General features: G+C 73.4%; 9 protein-coding genes. 8 read left to right on the top strand and 1 reads right to left on the bottom strand.

From position 1 onward, the window contains the following. The first annotated feature begins 259 nt into the window (after positions 1-259). Positions 260-4342: an endo-1,4-beta-xylanase gene (locus ACZ402_RS17595; RefSeq protein WP_465285913.1), complete on the top strand. Its 4083-nt coding sequence runs from the start codon at positions 260-262 to the stop codon at positions 4340-4342. 106 nt (positions 4343-4448) lie between these two features. Beyond that, positions 4449-5171 carry a nucleoside triphosphate pyrophosphohydrolase gene (locus ACZ402_RS17590; protein ID WP_375825153.1) on the top strand — a complete coding sequence of 241 codons (723 nt, stop codon included), beginning with the start codon at positions 4449-4451 and terminating at the stop codon, positions 5169-5171. Between the two features lie 117 nt (positions 5172-5288). Here the strand turns inward: ACZ402_RS17590 and ACZ402_RS17585 are convergent, their stop codons facing one another. After that, positions 5289-10832 (bottom strand): cell wall-binding repeat-containing protein, encoded by a 5544-nt coding sequence (locus ACZ402_RS17585; protein ID WP_375825154.1) that lies wholly within the window; start codon positions 10830-10832, stop codon positions 5289-5291. Positions 10833-11379: 547 nt separating this feature from the next. Here ACZ402_RS17585 and eno point away from each other — a divergent pair. From eno to ACZ402_RS17555, 6 genes are all read left to right on the top strand, one after another. Further along, on the top strand, positions 11380-12666 hold the full coding sequence (gene eno / locus ACZ402_RS17580) for a phosphopyruvate hydratase (protein ID WP_375825155.1): 1287 nt from the start codon (positions 11380-11382) through the stop codon (positions 12664-12666). Between the two features lie 273 nt (positions 12667-12939). Then, positions 12940-13800, top strand: a complete 861-nt coding sequence (locus ACZ402_RS17575) for an FtsB family cell division protein (protein ID WP_375825156.1) — start codon at positions 12940-12942, stop codon at positions 13798-13800. A 41-nt stretch (positions 13801-13841) separates the two neighbouring features. Beyond that, complete coding sequence (locus ACZ402_RS17570) at positions 13842-14369, top strand: DUF501 domain-containing protein (RefSeq protein ID WP_375825157.1); 528 nt, start codon at positions 13842-13844, stop codon at positions 14367-14369. Positions 14370-14390: 21 nt separating this feature from the next. Next, a complete protein-coding gene (locus tag ACZ402_RS17565; RefSeq protein ID WP_375825158.1) occupies positions 14391-15425 on the top strand; it encodes a Ppx/GppA phosphatase family protein in 1035 nt (344 codons plus the stop codon). Positions 15426-15627: 202 nt separating this feature from the next. Further along, positions 15628-15960 (top strand): PadR family transcriptional regulator, encoded by a 333-nt coding sequence (locus ACZ402_RS17560; protein WP_375826046.1) that lies wholly within the window; start codon positions 15628-15630, stop codon positions 15958-15960. Further along, positions 15960-17381, top strand: a complete 1422-nt coding sequence (locus ACZ402_RS17555) for a hypothetical protein (protein WP_375826047.1) — start codon at positions 15960-15962, stop codon at positions 17379-17381. The genes ACZ402_RS17560 and ACZ402_RS17555 overlap by 1 nt, the downstream gene beginning before the upstream one ends. The last annotated feature ends 88 nt before the right edge of the window (positions 17382-17469 follow it).

Raw genomic sequence — 17469 nt, 5'->3', positions numbered from 1 at the left:
CTGCCAGGCCTCCTCCGCTCGCCCGTCGTCTCGCCCGGCCTGGTCGACCCGGGCCGGCCGAGGGAGAGCCCTGGTCGCGCGAGGGAGAACCGTGGTCGCGCGAGGTAGAGCCCTGGTCATCCGGATGGCGCGCGGTGGCGATCGGGAATAGTTCAACCATTGTCGGAACCCGGTGGATGCCCCTAGGGTGTGGCCCGGGCGCGCCGGTGCGCCCGGGGCGCGATGCGCCCGTGCAGCCGATCGCAAGGGAGCGACGACGATGAGACGCACGTGGAGGACCGCCGTGGCGGGGGTGCTCGCCACCCTCGTAGCGGGCGGGGGAGCGAGCGCGGCGACGGGGATGGATGTGAGTAATGTGCCGATGTCTGTCCAAGTCGATAACGATATCGATACCGTTCTAGAGAACGATTTCGAATCGGCGACGTCGGCGCCGTGGGCCGCACGGGGGCCGGTCACCGTGACGCTGACCGACGCGGAGGCGCACGGTGGGGCGTCGAGCCTCGCGGTGACGGGCCGGACGGCGGACTGGCACGGCGTCGCGACCGACGTGCTCGCGCTGCTGGAGCCGGGCGTCGCGTACGACGTCGAGGCGTGGGTCAAGCTGCCCGCGGGCACCACCGGGTCCTCGGGCGTCCACTTCACCGTGCAGGAGACGGGCGCGGCGGGCGACGCGTACACGTGGGTCGGCGGGGCCGTCGCGGCGACGGCCGACGGGTGGGTGGAGATCGGCGGGACGTACACCCTTCCCGCGGGCCTCACGGCGGCGACGCTCTACGTGGAGGCCGCACCGGTCTCCGGCGCGCACCCGTCGTTCCTCCTCGACGACGTCCGCGTGACGACCGTCGCGACCGACCCGGGCGACGTCGTGCCCGGGGGAGCGGTGGACCCTGTCCCGACGCCGGTGCGCCTCGCCGAGGGGACCGGCGACGTCGCGGCCCTGACGTTCGACGACGGGCCGAACCCCGGGACGACGCCCGCGCTCCTGGACTTCCTCGCGGAGCACGACCTGCACGCGGTGTTCTGCGTCATCGGCCAGAACGTCGAGGCGCCGGGCGGCGCCGAGCTCCTGCGCCGCATCGTCGACGAGGGGCACGTGCTGTGCAACCACTCGACGGGCTACGCCGACATGGGCGCGTGGTCGGCCGACCAGGTCCGGGCCGACCTCGTCGAGAACCTCGGCATCCTCCGCGACGCGCTCGGCGACCCGGCGTACCCCGTGCCGTTCTTCCGCGCGCCGAACGGCTCGTGGGGCGCGACCCCCGAGGTGGCCGTCGCGCTCGGCATGCAGCCCCTCGCGGTCGTCAACACGATCTCCGACTGGGAGACCCAGGACGTCGAGACCCTCACCGCGAACCTGCGCGCCGCGATGAGGCCCGGCGAGGTCGTGCTCGCGCACGACGGTGGCGGCGATCGCGCGGGCACGCTCGCGGCGGTCGAGACGGTCGTCGCGGAGCGGCTCGCGGCCGGCTGGGAGTTCACGTTCCCGGCGGGGACCCCGCCGCGCGGGGGCGACGTCCTGCTGGAGACCGGCTTCGAGGACGGCCTCGGCGGCTGGGTCCCGCGCGCGGGCGACGCGACGACGCCGTCGCTCGACCTCACGGACGTGGCGCACGGCGGCGCGCAGGCGGCGGTCGTCTCCGGCCGCGACGGTCAGGGCGACGGCATCGGGCACGACGTGACCGGGCTGCTCGCCGCCGGCACGACGTACGAGCTCAGCGCGTGGGTGCGCTTCGCCGAGGGCCAGCCCGCGGACGACGTGTGGCTCAGCATCGCGCGCACGGTGGAGGGCGCGACGTCGTACTCGACGCTCGCCCAGCTCTCGGGGATCACGAGCACGGGGTGGACGCAGATCACCGCGACGTTCCCAGGCGCCGCCGCGGACGAGGCGCTGCTCTACCTGGAGACGGACTACAACGGCGACAACACGAGCGACCTGCTCGTCGACGACGTCGTGCTGCGCGTGCCGGCGCCGCCCGCGGTCGAGGACCTCACGGGCGTCAAGGAGACCGTCGACGTCCCGATCGGGGTCGCGATCGACAGCCGCGAGACCTCCGGCGCGGCGTCCGAGCTGCTGCTGCGGCACTTCGACCAGGTCACGGCCGAGAACCACATGAAGCCCGAGGCCTGGTACGACGAGGACCGGACGTTCCGCACGCACCCCGAGGCCACGGCCCTGATGGACTTCGCGGCCGCGCACGACCTGCGCGTCTACGGCCACGTGCTCGTGTGGCACTCGCAGACGCCGGACTGGTTCTTCGAGGGCGCCGACGGCGCACCCCTGACGACGTCGGAGGCGGACCGGCAGGTCCTGCGCGACCGCCTGCGGACGCACGTCTTCTCCGTCGCGGGGTCGCTCGCCGACGCGTACGGCCCGTTCGGCGGCGGCAACCCGCTCACGGCGTTCGACGTGGCGAACGAGGTCGTGTCGGACGGCGCGGAGAACCCCGACGGCCTGCGCCGCTCGGAGTGGTTCCGGATCCTCGGCGAGGAGTACCTCGACCTCGCGTTCGCGTACGCCGACGAGGCGTTCAACGACGTCTACGCGGACCCGGCGGCCAAGGAGCGCGGTGAGCGTCCGGTCGCGCTGTTCATCAACGACTACAACACCGAGCAGGGCGGCAAGCAGGACCGGTACCACGCGCTCGTCGAGCGCCTCCTGGCGCGCGGCGTGCCCGTCGACGGCGTGGGTCACCAGTTCCACGTGAGCCTCTCGATGCCGGTCTCCGCGCTCGAGGGCGCGATCGAGCGGTTCGCCGACCTGCCGGTGACGCAGGCCGTCACCGAGCTCGACGTGACGACCGGCACCCCGGTCACGCAGGCGAACCTCGTCGAGCAGGGCTACTACTACCGGGACGCGTTCCGCGTGTTCCGCGAGCACACCGACGACCTGTACTCGGTCACCGTGTGGGGCCTCACCGACGGCCGGAGCTGGCGCGTCGACAGCGGTGCGCCGCTCGTCTTCGACGACGCCCTGAAGGCCAAGCCCGCCTACCACGGCGTGGTCGACGGCGAGCTGCCCGCCCTCCTGCGCACGGCCGACGTGTTCGCTGGGGACGTCGCGCTCGACGGCGACGCCGCCGCGGCCCCGGACTGGCAGCGGCTCCCGCTGCACACGTTCGCCGCGCCCGGTGGCCCCCCCGCGGGCGACGTGGGCTTCCAGCTCCGCTGGGCCCCGGACCACCTCACCGCGTTCGCGAGCGTCGACGACGCGACCGGCGACGCCACCGATGTCGTCACGTTCGTGCTCGGCGGCACGGAGCACGCCGTCGGCCGTGACGGGACGACGAGCGCGGGGGTCTCCGCGGAGGTGACCGAGCGCGCGGGCGGGTACGACGTCGTCGCGCACCTGCCGCTCGTCGGCGCCGCGCCCGGAGACACGCTCGCGCTCGACGTGCGCGCGACCGACGGCGGCGCGACGTCCGCCTGGAACACGCCCGGCGCGACGGGCACGCTGCGCCTGCTCGAGGAGCTGTCGTACCTCGAGGTCGCGCACGCGTCGGCCGTGCCCGCGGTCGACGGCGACATCGACGCCGTCTGGGCGGAGGCGGGTGCGCCCGTGACCACCGCGAAGGAGGTCCAGGGGAGCGGCGGCGCGGTCGCGACCGTCCGCACCCTGTGGCGGGACCGGACGCTCTACGTGCTCGCCGAGGTCGCCGACCCGGTGGTGGACGTGAGCGGCTCCGACCCGTGGGTGCAGGACTCCGTCGAGATCTACGTCGACGCGGGCAACGCCAAGAACGGCGCCTACCGTGACCTGGACACCCAGATCCGCGTGAGCGCCGAGAACGCAGTGTCGTTCGGCACGGGCGACGAGGCGGCGCAACGGGCGCGCGTCACGAGCGCGACGTCCCGGACCACCGACGGGTACGTCGTCGAGCTCGCGGTCGACCTCGCCGACCAGGGCGGCGAGGGGAGCTTCCACGGGCTCGACCTCCAGGTCAACGACGCGTCCGACGGCGCGCGCACCGCGATCCGCAACTGGGCGGACCCGTCGGGCGCGGGCTACCAGTCGACGGCCCGCTGGGGCGTCGCCCGGCTCGTCGGCGCGGGCGCCGCGCCCGAGGTCGCGCTCGACGTCGAGGCGTCGGCGCGCTGCCTCGCGGGCAGGGCCTACGTCGCGGTCCGGGCCACGAACCGCGAGGCCATGCCCGTCGACGTGACGCTCACGACCCCGTACGGGACGCGGACGTTCCCGGCGGTGGCGCCGGGCGCCAACGCGTACCAGTCGTTCGCCGTCCGCGCGACGTCGGTCCCGGCCACCACGGCCACGATCACGGCGACGCGCGACGCCGGGGGACCCGCCTCGACACGCGACATCGCGGTGGACGCACGCACCTGCTGACCCGCCGCCGAGCAGGTGGTCGTGGCCCGTCCGGACGTCCGGACGAGCCACGACCGCCTGCTCGACCGGCAGGAACCACCTGCTCGGCCGAACCTACGATGAACCGGTGACCGCACCCTTGCCCTCGGCTGCTCAGCCCGCGCCCGACCCCGGTGCCGCCCCCGACCCGCTGCGCGACGTCGTCGCCGTCATGGACCGGCTGTACTCGCCGGGCGGGTGCCCCTGGGACCGGGAGCAGACGCACGAGTCGCTCGTGCGGTACCTGCTGGAGGAGGCGCACGAGCTGGCCGACGCGATCGAGACCGGCGACCGCGCGGGGATGCGCGAGGAGCTGGGCGACCTGCTGCTCCAGGTCCTCTTCCACGCCCGCATCGCGAGCGAGGAGCCGGATCCGTTCACCGTCGACGACGTCGCCGCCGACCTCGCCGCGAAGCTCGTGCGACGCCACCCTCACGTGTTCGCCGACGCCGAGGTCACCGACCTCCACCAGCAGTGGGACGCGATCAAGAAGGCCGAGAAGCAGCGCACGTCGGTGCTGGAGGGCATCTCGCACACCCAGGGTGCGCTCGCCCGCGCGCAGAAGGTCCTCTCCCGGGCCGGCCGCGGCGGTCTCGGCGACGCGGTCGGCGCGGCGCTCGCGGCGCCGTCGGGCGGCGCGGCCACCGGGGCCGGCGGCGAGGGCACGACGGCGGACGAGCGGCTGGGGCGCGAGCTGCTGGCGCTCGTGGCGCGCGCCGAGGCGGACGGGCTCGACGCCGAGGCGGCGCTCCGCGTCGAGCTGCGGCGCGTCGAGGGTGAGATCGTCGCGGCGGAGACGACCCCGGCCTGAAAGCTGGCGCACGGCGAAGGGGCCCGCCGCCGGAGCGGCGGACCCCCTCGCCGTCAGGAGGGCGGTCCGGTGGAGAAGGGGCCGGTGCCGGCCGGCCCCACGGGCCGCTCTACCCGGTCAGGGGCCTCCGGTCACCGTCGAGACGGTCGAGATCACCGTCTCCGCCGTGCCCTGGTCGTCCGTGTAGCCGACCACCACCCGGATCTGGTGCCCGGCCTCGGCGGCCGTCACCTGGTACGCCGTCGGCACCACGTTCTCCAGGACCCGGACCGTGGCGAAGCCGTCGGTCGACGCTTGCCACGCGTACGTGATCCCGGCCTCGGACGACTCCTCGAGCCCGTCGCCGTCGGTGAACCCGCCGAGGTTCAGACCGCTCCCGACCGTCACGACCTCCGGCGACAGCACGGGCTGCGTCGGGACGTCGTTGACGTTGACGACCGCGGGCAGCGCCTCCGAGACGATCGAGCGCAGCTGGCCCTGGTCGTCGCGGAACGTGACCACGACGCGCAGGAGCATCCCGCCGTCCCCGTCACCCGGGGTGAAGGTGTCGACCCGCCCGTTCGGGGCGTCAGGCAGCGTGTCACCCGTCGCGGACGGCTCCCACTCCTCGCCGCCCTCGCCCAGCTGCCAGGCGAACCGGACGTTCGTCGGGTTCTGGACGAGCGACCCGTCGAAGACGACCGTCGCCGTGAGCGGCAGGTCCTCCGTCGGGGGGTCGATCTGGCCGGCGAACGTGACGGTCCCGAAGGACGCGCACGCCTCCATCGTGGCCAGGACGAGGCAGCCGTCACCGAACTGCAGCATCTCGACGTTGCGCAGGACGTCGCGGCCGTCGCTCTCCTCGAGCTCCGCGGCGCCCGTGTGCTCGACGGCGGTGTAGCCGTCGCCGAGGTCGGTCACCTCGTACGCCTCCCGGTCGAACTGGTAGACCGCCGTGTCGATCACGCCGTCCGCCTCGTCGTCCTCCACGATCTCGCGGACGATCGAGATGTCGCCCGGGTTGATCTCGCCCGAGAAGACTCGGGTCTGGAGCTGGGCCGCGTTGTCGAAGCGTTCGTCGCCGACGGCGAGCTGCACGCGCAGGTATGCGTCGCCGTCGATGAAGTCGTTCCCGCCCCGACCTTCGACGAGGTCGGAGCCCGGCCCCCCGATGAGCAGGTTGCTCTGCCCGTCCTGGTCGGCCGCGAGAGGGTCGTCCATGAACCGCAGCGCGTAGTCCTCGTGCCCGCCGCCCGGTCGGAGGATGGCCTCCAGCCCGGGGAACAGGTCGAGGGTCTCCTGCGTCATCTTGTGCAGCGGCACCTCGTTGTCCGGGATGTCGTCCACGCCGAAGCCTTGCCCGCGCAGGACGTCGTTGCCGCCACCGCCGGAGAGCGCCTCGACGAGGTCGTACCGGTCGCGGACCGCCTGGACGTCCGGGCGCTGCAGCGTCGAGAACCTCAGATCGGCGTCCACGCCGCCGTTCTCGCCGTAGTACGTCACCCAGTCGTAGCCGATGGCGCCCTCGTGCCGGTCGGTGCCGAAGGCTCGGCCGACGAGCACGTCGTCGCCACCCTCACCCTCGATGTCGTCGTTGCCCGGTCCGCCGACCACGACGTCGTTCCCTCCGATCGTGTCGTTCTGGAACTGGTTCGCGTTGTCGCCCTGGGCCAGGTCGGCGTGCGAGCCGCCCTGGATCCAGTCGTCACCCTCGCCGCCGAAGACGTTCGTGCGCCCGGCACCGCCGAGCACCACGTCGTTCCCCGTGCCGGCGAAGATGTCGTTCGGCGTGTCGTTGCCGCCCACCACGAAGTCGTTCCCGTGGCTCGCGAGCAGCAGGTTCACGCCGGGACCGCCGTTGATGGCGTCGTTGCCGAGGCCACCCTTGATGTTGTCGTCGCCGAAGCTGTCCGTGAGGATGTCGTCGCCCGGTCCACCGATGATCTCGTCGTTCCCGGAACCACCCTCGATGCGGTCGTTCCCGCCGTAGCCCCACAGCGCGTCGTCACCCTGGCCGCCGCGGATGCGGTCGGCCTCGGTCCGGTTGCCGTGGATCTCGACGTGCTCGTCGCCGTCCCACCGATACGTTCCGTCGCCCATCTGGGTCAGCTGCGACGGCCAGGGGTCGGGCAGGTTCTCGAGGTCGAGCGACGGGTCCGGGACGGAGAAGATGTCCGCCGGGAGGAGCGACGCGTCCGTGTTGCGCTGGATGAGCTTGGCGAACGAGTTCGCCTCGAGCGCCGCGAAGAGCTGGTTCCCCTGGTTGCGGAACAGGTAGTAGAACCGGTCGCCGAACTGCAGGTTCTCCAGCTGCTTCTCGAACACGAAGTTGAACGTCGAGCCGAGCATGCCGCCGAACGGGTCGAGCGCCTCCGCGAGGCCCCCCGTCCAGAAGTCGACGTCTTCCAGACCCGTCGTCGTGAGGCCGTCCGCACCGTTCGCCCAGGCGCCCGTGCTGTGCACGAAGTCGAGCCGGTCGGCGGGAAGGTCCGCAGGGACGGGTGGCGGCGGGGTGAGCTGCTGCTGGACCGCCGGGCTGATGACGCCGGTCCCCCCGAGCACCGTGATGCGGCCGGGGTCGAGGCGCCTGAGCTCCGCGAGCACGCCGGCGGGCGCGGCCGTCGGAGGGACGAGCAGGAGCGGACCGCCGCTGAGACCGGCGACCGGGGCTGCTGCGAGAGCGTCCGGGAAGTTGGTCCCTGCTGCGACGAACGCCGCGGGCGCCCCGGACGGGTACGCGTACCGGCTGATCAGCAGGGCTGTCTGGTAGCGGTCGGCGCCGCCCAGCCGGGTCACGGCTCCGGTCGTGTACGTGCCGAGCCGCGTCTCGACGGCCGGGCTGATGACGCCGGTGCCGCCCAGGACGACGATCCTGCCGGGGTTCAGCCGGTCGAGCTCGGCCGCGATGGCGGCGGGGACCGAGCTCTGCGTGACCAGGAGGACCGGAGCACCGTCACGTGCCGCGACGGCCGCACCCGCGAGCGCGTCGGGGAAGTTCTCCCCGCTCGCCACGTAGGCGACGTCGACGCCTGCCGGGAACGCCGAGGCGCTGACGTTGGCCGTGGTCTCGTAGCGGTCCGCGCCGAACACGCGGGTGACCGCGCCGGTGGTGTAGGTGCCCAGACCGTTGAGGACGTCCTGGCTGACCGCTCCCTCACCGCCGAGGACGACGATGCGCTGCGGCTGCAGCCGGGCCAGCTCGGCCGATGTCGCGTGGGGGATGGTCCCCGGCTGCACGAGCAGGATCGGACCGCCCTGGGACGCGGCCGCGGGCCCGCCGGCGAGCGCGTCGGGGAAGTTCATCCCGCTCGTCACGTAGGCCACCGGCACCCCGGGCTCGAAGAACCCGCTGCTGATCTGGGCGGCCGTCGCGAACCGGTCGCTCCCACCGACCCGGAAGGTCACCTCCTGGCCCTGCAGCGTCCCGTTGACGAGCAGGGAGGCGGCGTCCCGCTTGGCGTCGACGGTCGTCGCGGCCAGGATCGTCGGGTGGGTGCCGTAGGCGGCGACGAAGTTGACCAGCGACGCGTTGCTGCCGCCGCGGCCGAAGTTGTTGCCGTTCTTGAGCCCGAGACCGAAGTCGTGCCAGCTCTCGTACGGTTCGAGCGTCGGCGACCCGGTCGCGGCGAAGAACGTCCGCCGGGCCTCCTGGAGACCGGGCGTCCCGGTGTCACGACCGCGAAGCATGTTGATCGTCGCGAGGTCGAGCGGCAGGCCGAGCAGGTTGTTGCGCAGCGTGCCGATGACGTGCTCGTCGATCTGCCCGGCCACCTGGTTGGTCGTGCCGTTGACGACGGCGCCGGCCGCCTGCTCGGGGGTCAGCGTCCCGTCGTCGTCGTACGTCCGGGGATTGAGGAAGCCGTCGAGCAGGCTGACCCCCTCCGTCCCGAATCCCTGGCGGTCGATCTCCTCCGTGAGCATCGAGTGCCCGAACCGGTAGACGACGTGCGCGTACTCCGCCACGATCGCCGGGTCGACGGTCGCGTCGTAGCTGTTCTCGTTGAACACGATCGGGTCGACGTTCGGCTGGATCTTGCGGGCGAACTCCTCGAAGACGAGGTGCTGGTACTGCATCTCCGTCGCGAAGCGTGCCGCCTGGAAGAGCCGCTGCTCATAGCTCCAGTCGTCGTCCTCCGGTCCCGGGAGCTCGTCGCCCGACCGCTTCGTCGGCCACTGGTGCTCGAGGCCCTGGTAGGCCTTCTGCAGCTCCGGGTTCTCGGCGAGCACCCCGTCGATGTAGCCGACGAGGCGGTTGTGCTCTGCGTGGAACACGTGGTGCACGGCCGTGAGCCCGATGTTCTCGTTGCCGCGGCCGTCACCGGTGACGAAGTGCTCGTCGAGCGAGACGTTGTCGTAGCCGGCGAGCGACTGGTCCGTGACCGGTGACCCGTCCGCGTTGAACAGGGGGACACCCGGCGGGATCGGGCTGCCCTCGTCGTCGAACTGCTGCGGGACGAGGTTGCCGTCGGCGTCGAACAGCGGGGTCGAGCCGTGCGCGATGTCGTCGAGGAACGCGTGCGCGGTGCCGAGCGCGTTCGCCGTCGGGACGGGGTCGGTGACGTCCCCCTCCACGTTGAGGGGGTCTTCCGTCGCGGGGTCGCCGTCCTCGTCGGTGACGAGCAGCGGGAAGCCGTTCGGGCCCGGGATGAAGTTGCCGTAGAGGTCCACGGCGACCTGCGGCACGTTGAGCACGTCGGCGTCGGTGAGCGCGATCCCGAGGACCTCGTTCGCCTGGCGCTTGACGTCGGCCCACGTGGTGAGGCCTCCGGTGCCCCCGCCGGGGAGCGTGCCGTCCAGCAGCCGGCCCGTGTCGTGCGGGACGCCGTCCCGCAGCTCGTACTCCCGCAGGAAGACCTGGTGCGCGGGGTGCGACGTGTACGTCTGGTTCTGGTCGACCCACGGTGTGGTCTGGTTGTTGTGCTCGTCGTCCGAGGTCCCGACGACGCCGTCGGGGCCGGGGAGGCGCGTGGCCCGCGTGAGGACGAGGAAGTTGGTCCGCGACGCCGGGTCGTACAGCGGGTCGTCGGGCTGCAGCGGGACGACGAGCGTGCCGTTGCCCCCCTTGTTCACGAGGTCGAGGCCGTGGTCGAAGAACTGGCCGAAGAACGTGAACCAGGCGTTGAAAGGGGCGGAGAGGCCCTCGTCCGGCGCCGTGTTCGGGATGTACACGGAACCGTCGGGACGGACCTCACCGCCCTCGGTGCTCTCCGCCGCGTTGACGGCGGCGGGGTTGTCGGCGCTCTGGTCGACGATCAGGTTGGAGATGATGCGCGGGTCGGCGTCGTAGACGAAGCTGCCGGGCGCGAACATCGAGTAGCAGGTCGTGCCGGCTGCGCACACGTCCGTCGCGCCGGGAGGGTTCGGCGGCGAGAACGGTGGGCCGGGATCGGCCTCGCGCCACGTGGTCCCCAGGTGCCGGGGGAACGGGCGGTCGGCGCTGCCGTACTCCTCCTGGCCGGCGAGCAGGTTGTTGAACGAGCCGTCGACGGTGCGCAGACCGAACGGGAGGGCAGGGCTCGGGACGCACTTGCCGCTCCTGTCGGTCGGGTCGTCGCAGAGCAGCGTGCCGCCCGCGGAGTGCGCCTCGGAGACGTGGATCTGCTTGAGGATGAACTCGAGGTCGTGCGCGGTCAGGCGGAACGACGGGTCGGGATCGGTGACCGCCGCAGCCGGGGTGCTCACGAGTGTGCCCGCGAGGATAAAGGCGAAGAATGCGGCGATGAGCCTTCTGGTCCGCCCATTTCGCCGCGCTCGTTCCGAGCGCATTTCATAGAGCTTCATGGCGTCTTGTACCCCTTTGAACGGTGCTGTCTTCGTTGGCAGCACTACGGTTCGTAGCGTCACGCTACTGCTGGACCAAGGTGAACGGTAGGTGAACACCGGGTGAACTTGCCCGGTATTGCGCGCCCCGGCGAATGGCAGCGGCAGGCAACGAGTTGGACGGTTGTGGGGGTCAATTGAGCCGGATTCTCCGAGATTAGACCTGGTCGATCGTCCGACTCGCCGCGCGTCGTCCTCCCCTGCGGGACCAACGTCACGGGCGCTCCCGTCGAGGGTCCCGCGTGCGGGACCACGGACCGGACGCAGCGGCGCAGGTCACATCCGGGCACTAGGCTGGGGTCGTAAACCCACCACCGTCGCGGGCGCGCACGCGGCGTCCCGGGTTTCCCTGCCCGGGTCGGCCACACCCCATTCGAAGCGCCCGCAGCCCTGCCCCGAAGGAGCACCTGTGGCCAGCATCGAAGCCGTTGGAGCGCGCGAGATCCTCGACTCCCGCGGAAACCCGACCGTCGAGGTCGAGGTCGTCCTGGACGACGGGACGTTCGCCCGCGCCGGAGTGCCGTCGGGCGCGTCGACCGGTGCGTTCGAGGCCGTCGAGCGCCGTGACGGCGACAAGTCCCGCTACCTGGGCAAGGGCGTCGAGGGCGCGGTCAACTCCGTGATCGACGACATCGCCCCGGAGCTCATCGGCTTCGAGGCCGAGGACCAGCGCCTCATCGACGCCGCCCTCATCGACCTGGACGGCACCCCGAACAAGGGCAAGCTCGGCGCGAACGCGATCCTCGGCGTCTCGCTCGCCGTCGCGAAGGCCGCCGCGAAGAGCGCCGGCCTCGACCTGTACCGCTACGTCGGCGGCCCGAACGCGCACGTCCTGCCCGTGCCGATGATGAACATCCTCAACGGCGGGTCGCACGCGGACTCGAACGTCGACATCCAGGAGTTCATGGTCGCCCCGATCGGCGCGTCCTCGTTCCGCGAGGCGCTGCGCACGGGCGCGGAGGTCTACCACTCGCTGAAGTCCGTGCTCAAGGGCAAGGGCCTCGCGACGGGCCTCGGCGACGAGGGCGGCTTCGCTCCGAACCTGCCGAGCAACCGCGACGCGCTCGACCTCATCCTCGTCGCGATCGAGCAGGCCGGGTTCGTCCCCGGCAAGGACGTGGGCCTGGCGCTCGACGTCGCCGCGACCGAGTTCTTCCAGGACGGCGCCTACCAGTTCGAGGGCAAGGCGACGAGCTCGGAGGACATCATCGCGTACTACGAGCAGCTCGTGCGCGACTACCCGCTGGTCTCCATCGAGGACCCGCTGTCCGAGGACGAGTGGGGCGCCTGGTCGCAGCTCGTGGCCGAGGTCGGCGACAAGGTCCAGATCGTCGGCGACGACCTGTTCGTCACCAACCCGGAGCGCCTCGCCAAGGGCATCGAGCTCAAGGCGGCGAACTCGCTCCTGGTCAAGCTCAACCAGATCGGCACGCTCACCGAGACGCTCGACGCCGTCGAGCTCGCGCAGCGCAACGGCTTCACCGCGATGGTGTCGCACCGCTCGGGCGAGACCGAGGACACGACGATCGCCGACCTGTCCGTCGCGACGAACGCCGGCCAGATCAAGACCGGTGCCCCCGCCCGCGGCGAGCGCATCAACAAGTACAACCAGCTCCTGCGCATCGAGGAGGCGCTGGACGACGCCGCGCGCTACGCCGGTCGCGGCGCGTTCCCGCGCTGGACGGTGCAGGGCTGACCTGCAGCTGACCGTCCGGTCACGCAGCAACCCCGCCGGGGCGACCCGGCACCCGGAGCCCGGTGGGCCGCTCGTCGGCCCGCCGGGCTCCGGCGTGTCCGGCGCCGAGCGTGTCCGGCCCCGAGCGTGGGCGAGCCCGCGCCCGCCGCCGAGCCGGTGCGCGCCGCCGCAGGTCACGGCCGCGGGTGAAGATGTCGTGTCGATCGGCTCACGTTCGCGGGCGCACCGCGCGTGCTCCCGGGGCCGGGGCCGTCGCGGCAGCACAATCGGGGCATGCCGTCCTCGCGCCGCCCCCCGCGCCCCGGTGCCCCCGCGCGTCCGGGGACCGGGCCCGCGCGCGGGTCCGGGTCGAAGCCGGCGCCCCGTTCCGGCTCGACGGCCGCCGGTGCGTCCCGCCCGCCGGCGTCCAAGCCCGCGGCGCCGAAGGGCGCGTCGGGCACGCGGCCGACGACCGGGAAGAGCGCTGCGACGGGCCGCACGAGCGGGGCGAAGTCCTCCTCGCCGGCGGGCGCGCGCCGCCCCGCCGCGCGGACGCAGCGACCGGCACCGTCGCGACGGGCTGCCGGTCCCGCGCCGGAGGACCGGCGCCGGAGCCGGTACGGCTTCCTCCTGCCCGAGGTCGTCACGGTCCGGACCCTGGTGCTGTCCGTCGTCGTGCTGCTCGCCGTCGTGCTGCTGCTGCCGACCCTGCGGGCGTACGTCAACCAGACGGGGGAGCTGCGCGAGCTGCGCAACGACCTCGCGCAGGCGCAGACCCAGCACGACGACCTCCAGTCCGAGCTGGACCGCTGGGACGACCAGGCGTACGTCGAGCGCGAGGCGCGAGACCGCCTGAACTTCGTCATGCCGGGCGAGCGGCCGTGGCGCGTGCTCGACCCGGAGACCGTGGTCGACGACATCGACCCGCAGACGGGGCAGACGATCACCGACGGCCCCGTGCAGGGCTACGAGGACGGCACTCCCTGGTACGAGGCGATCTGGGCGTCGGTGCAGGTCGCGGGCGAGCAGCCGGTGTCGTCGGGAACGGGCGAGGGGGCCGGGACGGCCGACGACGGGGCCGGCGAGGAGTCTCCGCCCGCGGGCGAGGAACCGGCCGGCGACGGCTCGGCCCCGTCGAGCGGGGAGAATGGGTGACGCGTCGACCCGACGCGCCCGACCGACCCGAAGGAACACCCGTGCCCGACGCCCGCCTGGCCATCCCCGCCGACGACCCGGACGCCGTCGTCACCGAGCGCGACCTCGAGACCCTCGCGGAGCAGCTCGGGCGCACCCCGCGCGGGGTGGTCGGCATCGCCGCGCGCTGCGCGTGCGGGCGGCCGCTCGTGGTCCGCACCGCGCCGCGGCTCGAGAACGGGACGCCGTTCCCCACGACCTTCTACCTCACCCACCCGGGCGCCGTGGCGGCCGCCTCGACGCTCGAGGCGAACGGCGTCATGAAGGAGATGTCGCAGCGCCTCACCGAGGACGAGGAACTCGCCGCCGCGTACCGGCGTGCGCACGAGCACTACCTCGCGCAGCGGGAGTCGCTGGGCCACGTCGAGGAGATCGACGGGATCTCGGCGGGCGGCATGCCGACGCGCGTCAAGTGCCTGCACGTCCTCGTGGGGCACGCCCTGGCCGCCGGCCCCGGCGTCAACCCGCTGGGCGACGAGGCGCTCGAGCGGGTGCGCGACGTCTGGCGCCCCGACCGCTGCACCTGCTGACGTCGTGGCACGCTTGGTCGCATGACCTCTGGCTCCACCTCTCCTCTCACCCGTGACCCGGGCGCGCTCGCCGCGACGGCACCCTCCCCGGCCCCCGCCGGGCCCGGCACCTCGCGCGTGGCCGCGATCGACTGCGGCACCAACTCGATCCGCCTGCTCGTCGCGGACGTCGACCCGGCCGCGGGCACGCTCGTCGACCTCGACCGGCGCATGGAGGTCGTCCGGCTCGGCCAGGGGGTCGACCGCACCGGCCGCCTCGCGCCGGAGGCGCTCGCGCGCACGCTCGAGGCCGCGCGCCGCTACGCCGACGTGATCGCGGAGCTCGGCGCGACGCGCACGCGGTTCGTCGCGACGTCGGCCACGCGGGACGCCGAGAACCGCGACGAGTTCGTCGCGGGGGTCCTGGCCGCGCTGGGCGTGGAGCCCGAGGTCGTCTCGGGCGAGGAGGAGGCCGCGCTGTCGTTCCGCGGTGCGACGTCGACGGTCGCTGCCCTGCGTCCGGGCCCCTACGCGGTCGTCGACCTCGGCGGCGGCTCGACCGAGCTCGTGCTCGGCACGACGACGCCCGACGCCGCGTTCTCGATGGACGTCGGGTGCGTGCGCATGACCGAGCGGCACCTGCGCTCCGACCCGCCGACCGCCGACGAGGAGGCCGCGGCCCGGGCCGACGTGCGGGCCGCGCTCGACGAGGCGGCGTCCGTCGTCCCGCTGGGGGAGGCGGTGATGCTCGTGGGCCTCGCCGGGTCCGTCACGACGGTGACGGCCCACGCGCTGGGCCTCGCACGGTACGAGCGGGAGCGGATCGACGGCGCCGTGCTCCCGGTCGACGCGGTCCTCGCGGCGTGCGACGACCTGCTCCACCGCTCGCGCGCCGAGCGCACGGCGCTCGGCTTCATGCACCCGGGCCGCGTGGACGTCATCGGCGCGGGCGCGCTCGTGTGGTCGGAGGTCGTGCGCCGCGTGCGCGACGACGTCGCCGCTGCGGGCGGGTCGCTCACCGAGGTCGTCACGAGCGAGCACGACATCCTGGACGGGATCGCCTGGTCCATCGCCTGACGCGCCCGCCGAACCCGGGGTCGCTCCCCGCCCACGCTCTGGGGTGGGGAGCGACCCCGGGTTCGGCGTCTCCCCCGACCGACATCGGAGTGTCGGTGTGCGTGGTACTGCGCATCGCGCGGTAGTGTGCATCGCGTGAGCCTGCCACGACCGGCGGGCCGAGTGCCGGGACGGACCAGGGCCACGCCCGACGGAGGGTCGGATGGACACCACGCAGCTGCTCAAAGGGGTGCTCGACGCCGCGGTCCTCGCGGCGGTCGAGACCGAGGACGGGTACGGGTACGACGTCGTGCGACGCCTGCGCGCGGCGGGGCTGGACGACGTCGGCGACGCGTCGGTGTACGGGACGCTCCGGCGCCTGTACGCGAGCGGGGCGCTGACGACGTACGTCGTGCCGTCCGACGCCGGCCCGCACCGCAAGTACTACGGGATCAACGCGCAGGGGCGGGCGATGCTCGACCTGCACCGCAAGGAGTGGCAGACGTTCGCGGGCACCGTGTCCGCGCTGCTGCGGACCGGAGAGGTGGCCGCCTGATGAGCACGACGACGCCCGCGCAGCAGCCCGCCGGGGCGCCCGTGGGCCTGGCCTTCTACGGTCACGTCCACGCGTACGCGCAGCAGGTGCGTGCGCACCTCGCCGACCTGCGGCCGGAGCAGGTCGAGGAGCTCACCGACGGGCTCGAGGCCGACCTCGCCGAGGCGGTCGTCGACGCGCCGGGCGCGCTGCCCCGCCGCGGCGGTCCCGCTCGTCCGCTGCCCGACGCCGGCCCGGCCGACCCGGGCGGAACCGTCGCCGACGACACGGGCCTCGACCTCGTCGCGTTCTTCGGCCCGCCCGCGGAGTACGCCGCCGAGCTGCGCGCCGCGGCGGGGCTGCCGCCCGCCGTCGCGCCGGGCGGCGCACGACGCCCCCGCATCGGGCTGCGCGGGCGGCTGTTCGTGCTCGGCGGGATCCTCTCGTCCGGGTGGCGATCCCTGTGGCGGCCCGTCACCTCGACGCCGCAGTGGGCCTCCGTCATGGAGTTCCTGCGGACCCTGACGCCCGCGTGGTGGATCCTGCGCGGGTGGGTCGTGGCGACGCTGCTGCTCGCGCTGCTCGGCGGCTACCAGGTCGCGGTCCTGCCGCGGGACCTCTCCGCACGCGTCGTGGTGCTCGCCGCGGTGGTGGTGAGCGTCCAGTGGGGTCGGGGTCGCTGGCTGCCCACGACCTGGCTGCCCAAGGTCGTGCGTCCGCTGTCCGTCGCGGCGGCCGTCGCGGCGGTCCCGACCGTGCTCTACGTCACCGCGGCGAGCGCCTCGGTCTCCGTGTCCGGGTGGGACAGCGGCTACCAGCAGGGGTGGGCCGACGCGAGCGGCGGGACGCAGCCCGTCTCCTACGGCGGCCCCTCGGGGCCGGGCGGCGACGGCGTGTGGGTCGACGGGATGCAGGTCTCCAACCTGTTCGCGTACGACGCGGCGGGCGACCCGGTGCGCGACGTCCAGATCTTCGACGACCGCGGCCGCCAGGTGCGCACCGTGACCGAGGAGGGTGCCTACGGTCCGTGGTCGGTGCCCGACGTCGAGGGCGCGTGGTACTTCCAGCCGACGCTCTCGACCGACGGTCGAGAGCGCTGGAACGTCTACCCGCTGCACGCGGTCGCGGAGGAGGACGTCGAGTACGCGGACGGCGACGGGCGCCCCGTCCCGGCGACGGGCACCCGCACGCGCGAGATGCCATGGCCGTTCCTCAAGGCGCCGACGGCGGTCCCGTCGAGCGTCGGCGCGGACGACGCGACGTCGGGCACGGACGAGCCGGGCACCGGCGACGCCGGCGACCAGGGCGACGACCCGGCGTCGTCGGGCGACGCGACGGACCCGGCCGACGGCACGGCCCCCGAGCCCGAGCCGACCCCGCCCGCGAGCGGCACGCAGCCGCAGCCGACCGGCCCGACCCCCGTCGTCGGCGCGATCGGCTGACCGAGAGAAGCCGAACGCGGGGTCGCTCCCCAGCCTGGCGACATCGTGGGGAACGATCCCGGGTTCGGCGCCGTCCGTGCCGCGCGGA

Source organism: Cellulosimicrobium sp. NPDC030954 (assembly GCF_055571305.1).
The sequence above is the reverse complement of the archived record's forward strand: the minus strand, read 5'-3'. Positions and strand labels throughout refer to the sequence as shown.